This window comes from Bradyrhizobium sp. BR 10289 (genome assembly GCF_019455385.1).
Lineage (GTDB): Bacteria > Pseudomonadota > Alphaproteobacteria > Rhizobiales > Xanthobacteraceae > Bradyrhizobium.
In genome coordinates, this window is sequence record NZ_JACOFR010000039.1 from 13,574 (window position 1) to 30,160 (window position 16,587).

Sequence of the window (16,587 nt, forward strand, 5' to 3'; positions counted from 1 at the left end):
GGATTGTTAATGAAAATCTCCGATGCAAGGATTTTGGGCGAAGACCGGGAATGACCATCAATTGAGCAGACGACGAGCTAACCCGTTGTTCTGACAAGTCAAAGGACTGGGACGTGATCACCAGACGCGACCTCGTGAAATATTCTCTCCTCGGTGCGGCAACGGCGCCGCTGGCCGGCCTCAGCACCCCGAGCTTCGCGGCCGGAGCCAAGGTGGCGATCGCCGAAGCGCTCCGGCTCGGCATGTACAACTCGCTCTATGTGGCCGCGGACAAGGGACTGTTCGCCAAGCACGGTCTCGATGCGGACCTGTCCACCGCCGGCGGCATCGCGCTGCCGGTGCCGATCCTGCTGTCGGGGCGCGGGCAGATCGGCGTGACCAGCCCGGGCATGTCGGTCAACGCCGTGCGCGAAGGCGGCAAGATCAAGAACATCGCAAAGATCGTTGGCGGCGTGTCGATGTGGGGCATTGCGAAACCCGACAGCAAGATCAGGACGATCGAGGATCTGCGCGGCAAGACCATCGCGACGCTGAAATTCCCGTCCTCGACCATTCAAGTGCCGACCTACGCGATCAAAACCATCGGCAAGTTCGATCCGAAGGAAGCCGGCGTCACCTTCCTCGAATTGCCGCCGGGCGCGCAGGCCGCCGCGGTGAAGGACGGCCGCGCTGACATCGCCACCGCCTTCGAATGGGACGTCAGCATCGCCGCCGAACAGTTCGGCCTGGTGCCGGTGCTGTCCTTTGCCGATGCGCTGGGCTCGCTCTGCTTCACCACCGCGATGGCGACCGAAGAGACCATCGCCAGCAACCCGGCCGCCGTGCAGGGTTTTTGCAACGCGATCGCGGAAGCACAGAAACTGATGCATGAGAACAATGCTGTTTTCACCGAGGTCGCGGAAAAATATTTCCCGAAGGTGACCCCGTCGGTCGTCGCCAGCGCGACGAAAAACTTTTTCGGCTCGAAGACCGCGATCCCGCGCAACCCGACGATCTCTGTGGATGAATGGGACCGCGCGATGCAGCTCGAGCAGGGCGGCGGAGCGGTGCAGACCGCCCTTCCCTACGCGCAGATGGTGGACAACCGGTTCGCCGAGCAAGCGACAAAGCAGTTCGGTCTCGTCTGATGACAGTGAATACCTCTCCCGCGCGCGAACAGCGCTTCGTCACGCTGCCGGCGCGGCCCGAACCGCTTCGGCTCGCGGTCGATGAGACCGCGGTCGTCGTGGTCGATATGCAGAACGCCTATGCCTCGCCGAACGGCTATCTCGACCTCGCCGGCTTCGACATCTCCGGCGCCAAGGCCGCGATCAATGCGATCCAGGATGTGGTGAGCGTCGCGCGCGGCGTCGGCGTTCCCGTGATCTTCTTCCAGAACGGCTGGGATGCCGATTATGTCGAGGCCGGCGGACCGGGCTCGCCGAACTGGCACAAGTCGAACGCGCTGAAGACGATGCGTAAACGGCCGGAGCTGCAAGGCAAGCTGCTCGCCAAGGGCGGCTGGGACTACGCGCTGGTCGACGATCTCCAGCCCAAGCCCGGCGACATCGTGGTGCCGAAGACGCGCTACAGCGGCTTCTTCAACAGCCAGTTCGACAGCATCTTGCGCGCCCGCGGCATCCGAAATCTCGTTTTCTGCGGCATCGCTACCAATGTCTGCGTGGAATCGACGCTGCGCGACGGCTTCCACCTCGAATATTTCGGCGTGATGCTGGAGGACGCGACGCATCAGGCCGGCCCCGATTACATCCAGAAGGCCTCCGTCTTCAATATCGAGACATTCTTCGGCTGGGTCTCGTCCGCGAGCGATTTCCGCCGCGCCTTTGCCCAGACCGAAGCCGCTCCAGCAAAAGAGGACTCGCTATGACCGACCGCGCCATCATTCCCGCAGGTACCCACGCCCCCATCGCCCCGTTCTCGCCGGGCATGATGGCCGATAACGTGATCTACGTGTCGGGCACGCTGGCTTTCGATTCGAACAACGATGTCGTTCACGAGGGCGATGCCGCCGGCCAGACCCGGCATATCCTCGAAACCATCAAGCGCGTGCTGGAGACGGCGGGCTCCAGCCTTGCCGATGTCACCTTCAACTCGATCTTCATCACCGACTGGGCCAATTACAGCGCAGTCAACAAGGTCTATGCCGAGTATTTTCCGGGCGAGAAGCCGGCGCGCTTCTGCATCCAGTGCGGCCTGGTGAAGCCGGCCTGCCTCGTCGAGATTGCCTCGATCGCGCACAAGAGGCCGTGAGGTGGCCGTGCTCGACGCCGGCCAGGCTGCGGTGACGGGCGCGCGGTTCAAGCTGCCGCCTGCGCTCCGCATCGCGCTGCTTCAGATCGCGCTGCTGGTGGCGCTGCTCGCAGCGTGGGAGCTCGCGATCCGCTTCGGCCTGATCGCGGTCTATCTCTACGGCCAGCCCAGCGGCATCATCGCAAAGGGAGCCAAGCTGATCGCCAGCGGCGAGCTGCTCCGCGACGCCGCGCTCACCGCATGGGAAGCCATCGCCGGCTTCCTGATCGGCACAGTGCTCGGCAGCGCGGCGGGACTCTCGCTGTGGCTGGTGCCGACGGGCGCGGCGGTGCTGCGGCCCTATTTGGTCGCGCTCAACGGCCTGCCGAAGATCGCGCTGGCCCCGCTGATCATCGTCTGGTTCGGCATCGGCCTGTCCTCGAAGATCGCGATCGCCGCGATCATCACCTTCATCGTTGCCGTCATCACCGCGCTGCAGGGCGCCAAGGAGGTCGACGCCGACCTCGTCAAGCTGCTGCGCTCGCTCGGCGCCAGCCGCGCCAAGACCTGGCGCACCGTGATCGTGCCCGGCGCGATGCCGTGGATCGTCGCGGCCTTCCGGCTCAATGTCGGCTTCGCCCTGATCGGCGCTGTCGTCGGCGAGTATATCGCCTCCAAGGAAGGCCTCGGCTACATGATCTACTACGCCGGCGTGCTCTACGACCTCAACGCGGTCTGGGTCGGCATCGCGACGCTGATGGCGGTGGCGCTGCTGATGTACGGCGCGATCGACCTGATCGAGCGCCGCCTGCTCTCCTGATCCGACACGCAACACTCCAATCACTGGGACGTCATGGCTTTTGCACGCGGCAAGGATGCCGGGATCTATTACGAAGTTCACGGACGCGGCACGCCGATCGTGCTCTCCGCCGGCATGGGCGGCAGCGGTTCGTTCTGGGCGCCGCAGCTCAAGGCACTGGCGGACCGCCACCAGGTCATTCTCTACGATCACGTCGGCACCGGCCACAGCGAGGCCGGCAGCCGCAGCATTGCCGGCATGGCCGACGACATCGCCTGCGTGCTCGACCACGCCGCAGTGGACGCAGCGCATGTGGTCGGCCACGCCATCGGGGGCATCGTCGGCATTGAGCTTTCGCTGCGTCACCCCAAGCGCCTGCGCAGCCTCACCGTGGTCAACGGCTGGGGCCGCGCCGACCCGTTCCTGCGGCGCTGCTTCGAGATCCGCAAGCAGCTCCTCAATCAGTCCGGCCCGCAAGCCTATGTGCGTGCGCAGCCGCTCTTCCTCTATCCGCCGCAATGGATCTCGGACAACATCGCGCATCTCGATGCCGAGGAAGAGAAGATCCTGAAGCACTTCCCCTCCGTCGCGACGATGAACCAGCGCATCGACATGTTCCTGGCGTTCGAGGGCGGCAGGCGCCTGCGCGAAATCAACGTCCCGACGCTGCTGTCGTCCGCCAAGGACGATGCGCTGGTGCCGGCCTATCTCACGCGCGAACTCGCCGCCACAATCCCGAACTCGCGCGTGCACGAGGTCGATTGGGGGGCGCACGCCTTCAGCGTGGTCACGCCAAAAATCTTCAACGATACGCTGCTCGACTTCCTGAAGGAGGTGGACCGATGAATGCGCTCGCGCAAAATCTGACTGAAGCCGAGCCGATCGTGCTGCGCGCCGAGAATGTCGGCGTCACCTTCGATGGCGCCGGCAAGCCGGTCGAAGCGATCCGCAAGGTCGACTTCGAGCTGCGCCGCGGCGAGACGCTGGCGATCGTCGGCCCCTCCGGCTGCGGCAAGTCCACGCTGTTCAATGCCATTGCCGGCCTGCTGCGCCCGACCCGCGGCCATGTCGAGGTGGCGGGCCGCCGCGTCGACGATGCCGCCGGCCATGTCGGCTACATGCTGCAAAAGGACCTGCTGCTGCCGTGGCGCAGCGTGCTGGACAACGTCATGCTCGGGCTGGAGATCCGCAAAACGCCCAAGCCCCGCGCACGCGAGATCGCGCTGGAGCTGATCCGGACCTACGGCCTCGCCGGTTTCGAGCACGCCAAGCCCGCCGCGCTCTCCGGCGGCATGCGCCAGCGCGTCGCCATCATGCGCACGCTCGCTTTCGATCCTGAGGTGATCCTGCTCGACGAGCCGTTCTCCGCGCTCGACTTCCAGACCCGCCTCCTGATGCAGGCCGACGTCTCCCGCATCATCACCGAGCGCGGCAAGAGCGCGATCCTCGTTACCCACGACATCGGCGAAGCCATCGCCATGGCCGATCGCGTGCTGGTGCTGAGCGCAAGGCCTGCCACGGTGAGGTCGCTGCATGTGATCGACCTGCCGCGCGAGGGGCGCGATCCGGCGGGGTTGCGGACCGACCCGGTGTTCCAGGACTATTTTGCGAAGATCTGGGCCGATCTGGAAAAGCCGGTGGGGGTAGGGTGACGGGCGAGTAGTGGCTCCCACAGCAATATTTCGAAAACAACCCCATGCACAGTAGAGACCTCCGTCAGATCAATGATTTACGCGAAGGCGATTTCGGAAATCCAAAATTTCACTTGACTGTCGGGCAAAATGGGTGCATGATGGCATCATGGCGGAAGGTTCGACCGCTCAGGCGAATTGGGAATAGCGGGACAGCTGGAAGAACGGTTCTGCCTGGTAGGACGGATCGGTGGCAAGGCGAGCAAGCCTTTGCCCGATGGCGGGCGCGAACTTCGCGCCATGGCCTGAACACGCGGAGCAGACGATCAGGCGGGACTCCGGCCAGCGATCGATGATGAACTCCTCGCCCGCGTCTCGCCTGATGTCGGCGGGCGCGGTGTTGGTGTAGAGGCAGACGTCGCGATCGATGATGGGCCCGGCCGCGCCGGGGACGAGCGCGGCCAAGGCTTCGCTGACGGAGCGGAGTTCGGCATCGCTGGCGGGCGGACCCCAGTCGTCGGGGCCGACCACGGGCCCGTGGTTGTGAGGCGCAGCCTTGACGCCGCGCTGTTCGAAATCCGGGAAGCCGTAGACGATGTCATCAGGACCGCGGTCCAGAATGAAGATCGGGAAGCGACCTGAAACCACACTATCGGCGCGGGACGGTGCGAACCAGCCGACCGCCTGCCGGGTCACGTCCAGCAACGCGGCGAGCTCTGGGAGTGCGCGACCGAGCCATGGGCCCAGCGCCAGGATCGCGCGCTCGGCGAAGACCTCTTCGCTGGCCGTGCGGATCGACACGCCGTCGCGGCGCGGCGTGAAGCTTGCGAGCTCGGCAATCACGCGGGTCGCGGCGCGTGCGCGCATCAGTCTCATGATGACATCGGTGTGCAGGATCGCGCCACCGTCCTGGACGACAACGTCCCAGTCGCCGGGCAGGTTGAAAGCCGGAAATTCCTTGTTCGCTTGCGCCGCGGTCATCACCGGATCCGCCCGCCCTGTCGCGATCGCGGCCGCGCGCGAGGACGCCACCATGGCGGAGCCGGGGCGGCCGGCCTCCAGAACAGGGGTTTCCGTCAGAACCGTTCGACCGCTTTCGCTCTGCAGCCGGATCCAGCCGGCATGCGCCTCATCGCTCAAGCCGGTGTAGTTGGGGTTTTCAAAATTGAAGCGACGGAAAATGCGACACGACCCATGCGACGAGCCGCGATCCGAACCGGGCCCCACGGGATCGAAGCCGAGCGCATCGACGCCGGCCTCCAGCAATTTGCCCAGCGCCGCTCCGCCCATGAGCCCCAGACCCAGCACGGCGACTTCGCATTTTCGCATGAAGGCCTCGGGAGGGGGGCTACGATGACGGCGTTGATCTATCGTAAGTCGCGGAAAAAACCGTATCAGTGAGCCATCGCTTAAATTCAGGATTATCACTGAATTGCTTGAATAGCTCGGTGTCGTCCTTCATCAATCCGATAATCACGTTCGCCAGAGCTTTGTCGTGCTCGATCCGAGCGTTTTGCTTATCTGAATTTTTCTGTGCATTCTGATACGCAGGGTTTGCGGCCACCTTGTCCGGAATCACGGTCGCAATCAGATGGCGGATGCGATCCGTGTCCGCCCAAGTGATATTCCCAAACAAATCGTTGAAACTTCGGATGATGTTGGACAGGCGATCGAGCTCGGGCTCGGATCTGTGTCCACCGCCATCCGTTGGCACCGGATCAATCTCTGCGTCCTGATCGGACAGCTGCACCCGTTGCGCGGCCTGCTTCTCTACCCGATAGCTGTCCATATCGATCGCTTCGAGAATCCCCTTAGACAGATCCTCTTCGCGCGGAGCCGGCAACTTTGGAACTAGGAAGTTCAAGAAGATCGAGAGTTTCTCCCAATCTGCGTTGGTGTAGGGCAGGATAGAGGAAATGAAAGCGTAGGTGCGAGTAAACGCCTTGGCTTTGCCTTTGAAGTCGACCTGACCGTCCTCATCGAGGTCGGTCACATAGGTCTCAACGCAAACATCCAGGATGGGATCGAGGCGGTCGCGATCCGCTCCCGCGAGATACAGCTCGACGAGCTGCTCGATCTGGGTGGGCTGATAGACCTGATGGCCATCGAGACTAGCCTTGAGATCGTGCAGCCGGTTCGGATCAGTCTCGTCACTGAGGATTGTGGTTCGATAGAATGTGTCAAACGCAGCCCGGATCGTCTCGGTATCGTTCATGAAGTCGAGCACGAACGTATCGTGCTTCTGCGGATGCGCGCGGTTCAGGCGTGAGAGCGTCTGAACGGCCTTGATACCTGAAAGAGCCTTGTCCACGTACATCGTATGCAGCAACGGCTGGTCGTAGCCGGTCTGGAACTTGTCCGCGCAAATCAGAAAGCGATAGGGATCAGTTTCGATACGCTCGGCAATATCCTTGGAGGGGAAGCCGTTGAGGCTGGCTTCAGTAACCTTTGTCCCCTTGAAATCATGCTCGCCAGAGAAAGCGACGATCGCACGATAGGGACTCTTACGTTCAATCAGATAAGCGCTCACCGCTTGATAGTATTCAATCGCGCGCTCAATGCCTGAAGTCACTACCATCGCTCGTGCTTGACCGCCGATCTTGTTCAGTCCGAGCACCTGCTCGTGGAAGTGATCGACCATGATCTCGGACTTAAGACGAATGGCGTGACTGTTGCTTTCGACATAACGGCGGAGCTTCTTGGTCGCACGCTTAGTGTCGAATTCCGGATCGGCCTCGACCGTCTTGACCAGCCGGTAATAGCTGTTGACCGGCGTGTAGTCCCGCAGCACATCCAGAATGAATCCTTCCTGGATCGCCTGCTTCATCGTGTAACTGTGGAAAGGTCGGTGCTTGACTTTGTCACCATCCGGCCAGGGTTCGCCGAAGATTTCTAGTGTCTTGTTCTTTGGCGTAGCGGTGAACGCGAAATAGCTCGCATTGGGGAGCATCTTGCGGCCCTCCATGATCGCGTTGATTTTGTCCTCGACGGTCTCGTCCTCGTCGCCGTCTTCGGTGCCGGACAATGCAGTGTTCAGGGCCGCCGCGGCCCGGCCGCCTTGGCTCGAATGCGCCTCGTCGATGATGATTGCAAAGCGCCGGTCTCGGTGCAGTGAGCCGATGTCATCGAGGATGAATGGGAATTTCTGCACCGTAGTGATGATGATCTTCTTGCCGTCGGTGATGAAGCGGCGAAGATCGCCGGAACGCTCGGCATGGCCAACCGTGGCACCGACCTGCGCGAACTGCTTGATCGTGTCGCGGATCTGCTGATCGAGAATACGGCGGTCGGTAACGACGATCACGGAATCGAACACTTGGCCGGCGGTGTTCGCAAGCCCCACCAGCTGATGCGCCAGCCAAGCGATCGAGTTCGATTTGCCGGAGCCGGCTGAGTGCTGGATCAGCACGCGCCGCCCTGCCCCCTCGGCTTTCGCGTCGGCCAACAGCTTGCGAACCACGTCCAACTGATGGAAACGGGGAAATATCTGATCCCGCTTGATCCGGTTGGTCTTAGGGTCTCTCCGATCGACGATCTGCGCGTAGTTCTCTATGATATCAGTAAGGCCAACCGGCGTCAGAATATCCTTCCAGAGATAATCGGTCTTGATCCCCGCCGGATTCGGCGGATTACCGGCACCGTCGTTCCAGCCCCTGTTGAAGGGCAGAAACCATGACGCCATGCCCTTGAGCTGGGTGCAGAACTTGACCTGCGCGTCGTCGACCGCCAGATGCACGATGCAGCGGCCGAACTCGAACAATTTCTCTCGCGGATCGCGGTCACGCTTGTACTGTTCGACAGCGTCCTCGACGGTCTGCTTGGTCAAGCTGTTCTTGAGCTCGAACGTGGCGATCGGCAGGCCATTGATGAACAGCGCCAGATCGAGCGCGTGGGCGGTATCGTCGCGGCTGTAGCGAAGCTGGCGGGTGACCGAGAACCGGTTCAGCGCGAAGCGTTCAGCTGCCTTGGGATTGCCCAGCGACGGCGTGCCGTAGAACAGGTCAACATCATGAGCACCATGCTTCACGCCCTTGCGCAGCACGTCAATAACGCCGCGTTTGCCAATCTCGCCTTGAAGCCGGGCCAGAAATTTCTGCCTTGTCGGGCTGTCGTGGTCGAGATCGAACGCCGCCACCAGTAGCGGCTGAGTCGCACCGACGAAGGCGCGTAGCTGCACAAGATCGACGGTCCAGGCGCGATCATAGGCCTTGGGATCGCCGTGAAGCCAGTTATGAAGGCCAACGTAGGGCTCGGGGTTCTCGTCAAATCCGCCGCCAGTCGCTGTTTTGCGACCGGTCAGGTCAGCGACGATGAGAGCCTCCAAGCCCCTCTCTGAGGTGTCCGTGCTCATACCGCCGTCAGCCATCCCTTGGCACGAAGGATGTTGAACGAGTCCATCAGACGATCGAGATAGCAGTCCAACAACAAGATGAGAGTGGCCCCGGCGGCGTCCATGGCGTGCATCCTATCACGCGGCCTCGTCTTCCGCATCTGGCTCGGACTCTAGGATGTCATCTTCCTCGGCAACAGCGTCGATGGGTTCGGCTGCAATGACCTCGGGTAGGCTGGCCGCAAAGGTCCGGACATCGAGCTTGCCGGTTACGACGTCAGCGGTCAGGCGGGTGCGGAATTCCTGGATGAGCGAGATTTCCCGTCGGGCACGCTCAATGATTGCGTTTATTCCGGACAGATGCTCGTCCAGCCAGGTGGCAATTTCTACTTGCTCGTCAAATGGGGCAAGCGGAACTGATATCGACCCAAGCTCCGGTTTAGTAATGTGGACGAGGCCGATGATCCCATGAGCGTTTTCTTCAACGTGCTTGGTAACCGCTTTCAGCACGTAGTAGAAATATCGGCGGTGAGAGGTTACCTTTTCCAGTTTGAAGATATGCTGGTTTAGATAGCCGACGAAATCTCTTTCCCAGATAAAGGGGCCGAATGAAGTCCCGATGTTTCCCGACCAAGAGAACACGATGTCACCTTTGGCGATCAACATGTCTTCAGGCAAGTCGTTCTTGGTCGTGTAGTTGAACACGTCCGACCCGTTCAAATTTTGAATTCTGATGATTGGCGTTCCGGAAACAGACCAATCGGATGGCTTGAAGGCCAAACCGTTGTTAAAGCGAACCAGATACTTGAGTTTCTTGACTTCCCACCCCGCAGGTACATCGCCGAGCCAAGGGATGCCTGAGGGCTTTAGTTTGACGTTCGGATCGAGGCCGCAGGTGACGACGTGGTGGATTATCGCCTGCTTCTGCTCATTCAGAAGTGCAATGATCTTCTTCTTGGCGCGAATCAGCTTCGCTGTTTGCGCGCCATGCCAATCCAAAAACCTCGCGATCTGTCCCTGAACATCTAGAGGCGGAAGGGGGAGATCAACCAGACTAAAATTGGAAATGTTCAGGTCTTGCCCGTCGCGGATAAAGTTAGAGGTAGCACGCAGAGCTTGAATGTAATCATGCGATTTGAAGAGGTATTGAAAGAAGCCAACATCAACCTCTACACTAGGCTTCAACACCACGTATGAGGATCGAATACAGCCGGTCTCCCACGCTCTTTCGAGGCCACCCTCAAAACTGCGCATGCTGATAACGAAGTCATTCTTTTCAACGCGCCGGCGCTTCTCAAGATTCTGAGTGATCTGAACAACTCGTCGGCCGACGCGGCGCTCGAACTCCTTCTGGCTGATGACCCCGTAAGCCTGTGTCGCAGCGAGTTGTTGATCGTCGGGGCGGGCGAGCTCTTTCCGGGCAGCAAAGAGCCGTTTACTGGACACGACTTGCCAATTCGCGGGCAGGTCTCTAAGCCAAGGGATATTCCAATGCCCTGTGACGATTGCCTCGCTCATTGGAAAACTCTAATGATATCGCCCATCAGACCGGTGGTCTCGCGCTCCAGCGCCAGAATATCGGCGCGGATTGCTTCCAGCGAACGCAGCGGCTGCGATTTATAAAAATAGCGCGTGAAACTGATCTCATAGCCAATGACGGTCCTGGCCGGATCGACCCAGGCGTCGTGGACGTGCGACAGAACCTCGCGGCGAATGAAGGCCTCGATCCCGCCAGGTTCCTTTAGCGGCACCGTCTCGGTGTCACGCAAATCACCATCCGGCTCATATTCGACCACGCAGGTCTTGCCGTCGATGGCCAGCGGGAACAGTCCGTGCAGCGGATCGGCTTCAACCTTGCCCGCCTTGTGAATCCGACGGATCACCGGCGTCCCGTCTTCTGCGATGCGCCCCTCCTCCTTCAGCGACTTGATCTCCTTCGGAGTGTAGGCGCGGGTTGCCTCGATGCCAGTGGCCCGTAAGGGTCGCTCGACTGTCACCTTGGAATAGCCGAACTCGGCATTGTCGAAAATGCGTGATTGCTCGCTCTCGTCGAAGGCCATGAAGGCCTCGAGAATGCGTTCGATATCGGACTCGGTCAGTTCGCAGTTCTTCTTGCCGAGGTTCTTGCGCAGCGGTTTGAACCATTGGGTTGCGTCGATCAACTGCACCTTGCCGCGACGATGGCCGGGCTTGCGGTTCGACAGCACCCAGACATAGGTGGCAATGCCGGTGTTGTAAAACATGTTCAGCGGCAAGGCGACAATGGCTTCCAGCCAGTCGTTCTCGATGACCCAGCGCCGGACATTGCTTTCGCCGGAGCCCGCGTCGCCCGTGAATAGCGAGGAGCCGTTGTGCACCTCGGCGATGCGCGACCCCAGCGGCGTATCGTGCTTCATCTTCGACAGCATGTTCGCCAGGAACATCATCTGTCCGTCGCTGGAACGGGTGACGAGGCTGTATTCGGGATCGCCGGCATGCTCGATCACAAAGCGTGGATCGCGCATGCCGGCCTTGCCACCCATGCGCTCCTGATCGCTCTTCCAGCTCTTTCCGTAGGGCGGATTCGACAACATGAAGTCGAATTCTCGGGATGGAAAGGCATCATTCGCCAGCGTTGACCACTCGGGGCCGCCGACCATGTTGTCGGCCTCCTCGCCCTCGCCCTTAAGCAGCAGATCAGCCTTGGCGATAGCATAGGTCTCCCCGTTGATCTCCTGCCCGTAAAGATGGGTGGAGACCTGCTTGCCGTGCTGCGCGGCTAGTTCCTTCAGAGTTTCCTCGCCCACGGTCAGCATGCCGCCGGTGCCGCAGGCGCCATCGTATAGCAGATAGGTGCCGGACTGAATCTTGTCGGCGATCGGCACAAAGATCAGCTTCGCCATTAGCTTGACGGCGTCGCGCGGTGTCCAGTGCTCGCCGGCCTCCTCGTTATTGGCTTCGTTGAAGCGGCGGACCAGTTCCTCGAACACCGTGCCCATAGCGTGGTTGTCGAGGCCGGGGTGCTTCTCTGAGCCGTCGCCATGCAGCACCGGCTTCGGGCCGAGATTGATCGAGCTGTCTAGGAATTTCTCGATCAGCGTGCCGAGCACGTCGGCCTTCGACAGCTTCGGGATTTGATTGCGGAATTCGAAATTGTCGAGGATCACCTGCACGTTCGGCGAGAACCCTTCGAGGAAGGCCTCGAAATCGGCCTTCAACTGAGCCTGCGAGGCGCGGTTGCGAAGATCGCGCAGATTAAACGGGGACGTGTTATAGAAGGCTTGTCCGGCGGCCTGGCGCAGCGCTGCATCCTGGTTGGTGACGCCCGCCTTGTCGAGATTGGCCTTCATCGACAGCACGGCAACCTTGGTCGGCTCCAGCACCGCATCAAGACGGCGCAGCACCATCATCGGCAGGATAACGTCACGGTATTTGCCACGTACATAAAGATCGCGCAGGGCATCGTCCGCGATGCCCCAGATGAAGTTCGCGATCCAGTTCAGATCACCGTTACTCATTCCTCGGCAGGCCCCCTGACGTCCCATATCGCTTGGCGCGACGCTTCGATACATCCGACGCGTTCGCGCGCGCGTAACTTGTCTTATTCTTCAGCAGCCATCACGGGACACGACCGGTCGCTCGTGTCAGGCAACTTGTGCTCCCCGAATCACGCGACCTTTGGCCATTTTGGCCCTTTGATCAAGTTTGGGTACGCGAATTCCGAGTACGTCTATTTGCCTACGCCAATCCGACGTGCGGCAAGTCCGACGATGGCTTGGTCGGCGGCGTCTGACGTCGCGCAAGGACCTGTCAAGAATTGGAGGCGTGGTTGTGGGACATGACCTGGCGGAGAGGGAGGGATTCGAACCCCCGATAGGCTTGCACCTATGCCGCATTTCGAGTGCGGTGCATTCAACCACTCTGCCACCTCTCCTGAAGGCGCCATCGATAGGAGCTGCGGCCCCTGTGGTTGGGGGCTCTAATAGGCGAGGATCGCCGGCCAGACAAGGCGCGAAAGGGGAAAATCCGCTGCCTCTGTCAGCCCCGCACCAGCTTTCGAAAGGAACCGCCCATGGAGCACCTCACCATCGAAGCCAACGGCGCCAAATTCCATGTGGCCCGCGCCGGGGCCGGAAAACCGCTGCTTTTGCTGCATGGCTGGCCGGAATTCTGGCTGACCTGGGAGCCGGTGATGGGGCGGCTGGCCGACCGGTTCATGCTGATCGCGCCCGATCTGCGCGGCTTCGGCGACAGCGACAAGCCGGACGGGGTTTTCGGGCCGGACGGCCATGCCGCCGACATGCTGGCGCTGATGGAGGGGCTCGGCATCGACCGATTCGGCGTGGTCGGCCATGACGTCGGCGGGGCCGTGATGCAGCCGCTGGCGCGGAAGGCGCCCGAGCGGCTGGCCGGGCTGTTCTTGTTCGATTTCGTCTATCCCGGGATCGGGCCGCGCATGGCGGCACCCGATCGGCTCAACCACATCTGGTATCAGTCCTTTCACCAGATGGAGATGGCGCCTGCGCTGGTCGGGGCGAGCCGCGAGACTTGCCGGCTCTATATCGGCCACTTCCTGAAAGGCTGGGCGCATCGCAAGGACGCGTTCGACGATGTCCTCGACGCCTTCGCCGACAACTACTTCAAACCGGGCAACCTCGCCGGCGGCTTTGCGCATTATCGGGCCTCGCATGCCGGGCGGGTCGCGATGATGAAGGGCGAAGCGCCAGCGCTGCCGCCGATCGATGTGCCGACCTGCGTGCGCTGGGCCGAGCACGATCCGCTGTTTCCCTATGCCTGGACCGACCGGCTCGGCGAGACGTTTGGCGATCTCGATCTGAAGATGTTTCCGAATGTCGGGCACTTCCCGCATCGGGAGGATCCGGATCGCGGTGCAAGCGAGATCGCGGGGTTTTTTCAGCGGATTGGTTGGGGGTGAGCGGCGGGGGATAGCCGCGATGAGATTGAGCCAAGTCGCAGCGGCATTCGGCGCTGGGCTCCCTCTCCCGCTTGCGGGGGAGGGCTGGGGTGGGGGTCTCTCCGCAACGGGACAATCCCCAAGAGGAAAGAACCCTCACCCGCCGCGCGCGGACGATGCTTCGCATCGCCCGGGGGGCGTCGGCCTCTCCCGCAAGCGGGAGAGGCGAAGCAAGAAAACGGGTGGGACCGCCAGACGCGGTAAACACTGGCGGTCCCGGTGCCGCTCATTGAAACTCTGGCCAGGAAGGGCGGCTTCGCTGGTCAGGTGAGGCGACGGTTCGACCCTAGCGTGCGGCGAGGGCGCCGCAACGCAATCCGCTCCTTAACCTAACCAGACAAGGTTACTCCTTGTCCGCCTTGCTCTTTTTCTTCCCGTTCTCCGCAGAATCCCGGTCTTTTCCGTTCTCCTTGCGGCGATTGGTGAAGCGGGCGTTGCCGAGTCCGGTGCCGATGGTGAGCACGCCCCAGCGGTCGACATCCTGCATGAACGGCACTTCCGAGAGGCCCTGAACCACGCCGTCATTGTGCATCAGGATGGCGGTGTCGTGCTCGCCGATCTCGGGGATGCCCTCGATCAGGCTCGCCGGCAGGTTGAACTTGCTGCTCTCCCAATTGCCCGGCAGGTTCTGCGCACCCTTCTCGATCGAGCCGTCCGCGTTGATCACGCCGGGACAGGCGATGCCGATGAAAGGCGCGAGCTTGTAACCGTCGGTCTCGGCCTCGGTGATCAGGCCCTTCAGCATCTTGGTCAGCCGCTTCACCGCGCCTTCGCGGGTCGGCTCGTCGTCGGCATGACGCCACAGCTCGGATTTCACGACCCTGGCCTTCGACAGGTCCTTCGCCTTCTTCCAGCCGGTTTCGACCAGGCCGCAGCGAATGTTTGTGCCGCCGATATCGACCGCGAGGATGCTGTCATGAGCCTCGAAGATCCAGGACGGCGCCAGATGCAGCGCGCCGACCAGAGCGGCCTCATCCGGATGATGACGGATCGGCTGCAGATCGATCTTGAAATCCTCGGACTTCAGGATGATCTCGGTGCGCGCGATCGCGAGTTCGCCGAGCCGGGAATCGCGAAAACCGCCGCCGACCACGATGCGCTCGGTCTTGGCCCAGGCCTTGGTCTTGAGGAAGCGGCGGGTGACGTGAGCGAGCTCCTGGGCGAAATCCTCGATGGCGCTATGCACCACCGCGGAGGCCTCGACATCATCGCCGATCAGGATGGCGTCCAGCGTCTTCTTGCTGATGTCCTCCGACGGCTCCTTGCCGAACGGGTCCTCACCCGACTTGCGCAGCGGCTTGCGCCAGCGGTCGAGAATCTCGCGAAACGCGCCCTTGCTGGCGCGGTCGCCGAGAAAACCGTCCTCGTCCTTCAGCTCGATGTTGAAACTGTCGATGTCCACCGACGGCAGCCGCTCCGCGCCGTGGGTGGCGATGCCCGTCGTCGTCTTGACCAGTTCGTCCGTTGCCATGAAAACCCTGCCCGCTAGATCTGTTCCGGCCGGACTAACGGCGCGGGAACCCGTTGGTTGCAACGCGGGCCGGGATTCGATGTCGGCCCGGCGGACGGCCAAATCCTTCAAATTCCGGCAGTTTTCCTTGACTCTTCGTGTGTCGCGGCTATAAGTCCCACAACCGGCGCGGGGCGTTTCTCGCGCCGCTTGTTTTTGCGTGGGTTTTCAAAGGGATAGCTCCCGCCCGCACAAGACTCGCAAATAACCCATAGCGACTGGCAAAAAGCCGGCCCACGACGATCCGTCGCGAGGCCGGGATTGAACACGGAGAAAAAACGATGTTCGCAGTCATCAAAACCGGCGGCAAGCAATACCGCGTCGTGCCGGATGATGTTCTCGAAGTTGGCAAGATCGAAGGCGAAGTCGGCTCGATCGTGCAGTTGAATGAAGTGCTGGTGCTCGGCGGTGACACCCCGGTGCTGGGCGTTCCGACGGTCGCCGGTGCGTCCGTTGCGGTCGAGGTGCTCGACCACAAGCGCGGCCCCAAGGTCATCGCGTTCAAGAAGCGCCGCCGCAAGAATTCGCGCCGCAAGCGCGGCTATCGCGACGAGATCACGGTGCTCCGCATCTCCGAGATCCTGGCTGACGGCGCCAAGCCCACCAAGGGCCCGCGTCCGAAGAAGGACAAGGTTGCGAAGGAGCCGGCCGCGGAAGCTGCCGAGTAAGCTTGAGACCGATCACGCCAATTCACGAATTGATGCGTGCGACGTTTTGAAATGATTCCGTCAAGGAATTGACCTAGAACTACGCAGGATTTCGGAGACGAGCCATGGCTCACAAAAAAGCAGGCGGTTCATCGCGCAACGGTCGCGATTCCAAGGGTAAGCGCCTCGGCATCAAGGCGTTCGGCGGGGAAGTCGTCATTCCCGGCAACATCATTGCGCGTCAGCGCGGCACCACCTGGCACCCGGGCCTCAATGTCGGCATGGGTACGGACCACACCCTGTTCGCCAAGATCGAGGGTCGCGTGACGTTCCAGGCCAAAGCCAACGGCCGCACCTTCGTATCGGTGCTCCCGCTTGCAGAGGCGGCTGAATAGACGGCGGATCAAATTCGGAGTCCGCCGGGTCCTTGACCGAACCGGCGGAGTCCAACAGATCGAAAGATCGACGGCTCCAGGGGAGGCAGGGA

At 61.5% G+C, this 16,587-nt stretch carries 14 protein-coding genes and 1 tRNA gene; 9 read left to right on the top strand and 6 right to left on the bottom strand.

The features are described from left to right. Positions 1-113: 113 nt before the first annotated feature. The 6 genes from HYH08_RS35850 to HYH08_RS35875 are packed head-to-tail and all read left to right on the top strand — an operon-like array spanning position 114 to position 4,680. Positions 114-1,127: an ABC transporter substrate-binding protein gene (locus HYH08_RS35850; protein ID WP_220014529.1), complete on the top strand. Its 1,014-nt coding sequence runs from the start codon at positions 114-116 to the stop codon at positions 1,125-1,127. After that, positions 1,127-1,867: a pyrimidine utilization protein B gene (gene rutB, locus HYH08_RS35855; protein ID WP_220014530.1), complete on the top strand. Its 741-nt coding sequence runs from the start codon at positions 1,127-1,129 to the stop codon at positions 1,865-1,867. Before HYH08_RS35850 ends, rutB begins: the two co-directional genes overlap by 1 nt. Continuing rightward, positions 1,864-2,250 carry a pyrimidine utilization protein C gene (gene rutC, locus HYH08_RS35860; protein WP_220014531.1) on the top strand — a complete coding sequence of 129 codons (387 nt, stop codon included), beginning with the start codon at positions 1,864-1,866 and terminating at the stop codon, positions 2,248-2,250. The genes rutB and rutC overlap by 4 nt, the downstream gene beginning before the upstream one ends. 1 nt (position 2,251) lies before the next feature. Beyond that, the gene (locus tag HYH08_RS35865) at positions 2,252-3,049 is read left to right on the top strand and encodes an ABC transporter permease (protein WP_220014532.1); all 798 of its coding nucleotides are present in this window, start codon (positions 2,252-2,254) and stop codon (positions 3,047-3,049) included. Positions 3,050-3,082: 33 nt separating this feature from the next. After that, on the top strand, positions 3,083-3,874 hold the full coding sequence (rutD, locus tag HYH08_RS35870; protein WP_220014533.1) for a pyrimidine utilization protein D: 792 nt from the start codon (positions 3,083-3,085) through the stop codon (positions 3,872-3,874). Next, a complete protein-coding gene (locus HYH08_RS35875) occupies positions 3,871-4,680 on the top strand; it encodes an ABC transporter ATP-binding protein (RefSeq protein WP_220014534.1) in 810 nt (269 codons plus the stop codon). Before rutD ends, HYH08_RS35875 begins: the two co-directional genes overlap by 4 nt. A gap of 168 nt (positions 4,681-4,848) precedes the next feature. Here HYH08_RS35875 and HYH08_RS35880 read toward each other — a convergent pair whose 3' ends face one another. From HYH08_RS35880 to HYH08_RS35900, 5 genes are all read right to left on the bottom strand, one after another. After that, a complete protein-coding gene (locus tag HYH08_RS35880; RefSeq protein WP_220014535.1) occupies positions 4,849-6,087 on the bottom strand; it encodes an FAD-dependent oxidoreductase in 1,239 nt (412 codons plus the stop codon). Continuing rightward, positions 6,008-8,983 (bottom strand): type I restriction endonuclease subunit R, encoded by a 2,976-nt coding sequence (locus HYH08_RS35885; protein WP_228748300.1) that lies wholly within the window; start codon positions 8,981-8,983, stop codon positions 6,008-6,010. Before HYH08_RS35885 ends, HYH08_RS35880 begins: the two co-directional genes overlap by 80 nt. 144 nt (positions 8,984-9,127) lie before the next feature. Beyond that, on the bottom strand, positions 9,128-10,507 hold the full coding sequence (locus tag HYH08_RS35890; protein ID WP_220014537.1) for a restriction endonuclease subunit S: 1,380 nt from the start codon (positions 10,505-10,507) through the stop codon (positions 9,128-9,130). Next, positions 10,504-12,486, bottom strand: a complete 1,983-nt coding sequence (locus HYH08_RS35895; RefSeq protein WP_220014538.1) for a type I restriction-modification system subunit M — start codon at positions 12,484-12,486, stop codon at positions 10,504-10,506. The genes HYH08_RS35890 and HYH08_RS35895 overlap by 4 nt, the downstream gene beginning before the upstream one ends. Positions 12,487-12,812: 326 nt before the next feature. Further along, positions 12,813-12,902: transfer RNA gene (locus HYH08_RS35900), tRNA-Ser, on the bottom strand. 138 nt (positions 12,903-13,040) lie between these two features. On the opposite strand from HYH08_RS35900, the gene HYH08_RS35905 reads away from it, so the two are divergent. Further along, on the top strand, positions 13,041-13,904 hold the full coding sequence (locus HYH08_RS35905; RefSeq protein WP_220014539.1) for an alpha/beta fold hydrolase: 864 nt from the start codon (positions 13,041-13,043) through the stop codon (positions 13,902-13,904). A gap of 382 nt (positions 13,905-14,286) precedes the next feature. Here the strand turns inward: HYH08_RS35905 and HYH08_RS35910 are convergent, their stop codons facing one another. Further along, positions 14,287-15,414, bottom strand: coding sequence for an ROK family protein (locus tag HYH08_RS35910; protein WP_220014540.1), 1,128 nt, complete (start codon positions 15,412-15,414; stop codon positions 14,287-14,289). A 320-nt stretch (positions 15,415-15,734) separates the two neighbouring features. Here HYH08_RS35910 and rplU point away from each other — a divergent pair, with 320 nt between their 5' ends. Together rplU and rpmA are read left to right on the top strand one after the other, a co-directional pair. Next, on the top strand, positions 15,735-16,121 hold the full coding sequence (rplU, locus tag HYH08_RS35915; protein WP_220014541.1) for a 50S ribosomal protein L21: 387 nt from the start codon (positions 15,735-15,737) through the stop codon (positions 16,119-16,121). A gap of 104 nt (positions 16,122-16,225) precedes the next feature. Beyond that, positions 16,226-16,495, top strand: a complete 270-nt coding sequence (rpmA, locus tag HYH08_RS35920) for a 50S ribosomal protein L27 (protein ID WP_008137923.1) — start codon at positions 16,226-16,228, stop codon at positions 16,493-16,495. Positions 16,496-16,587 lie beyond the last annotated feature (92 nt).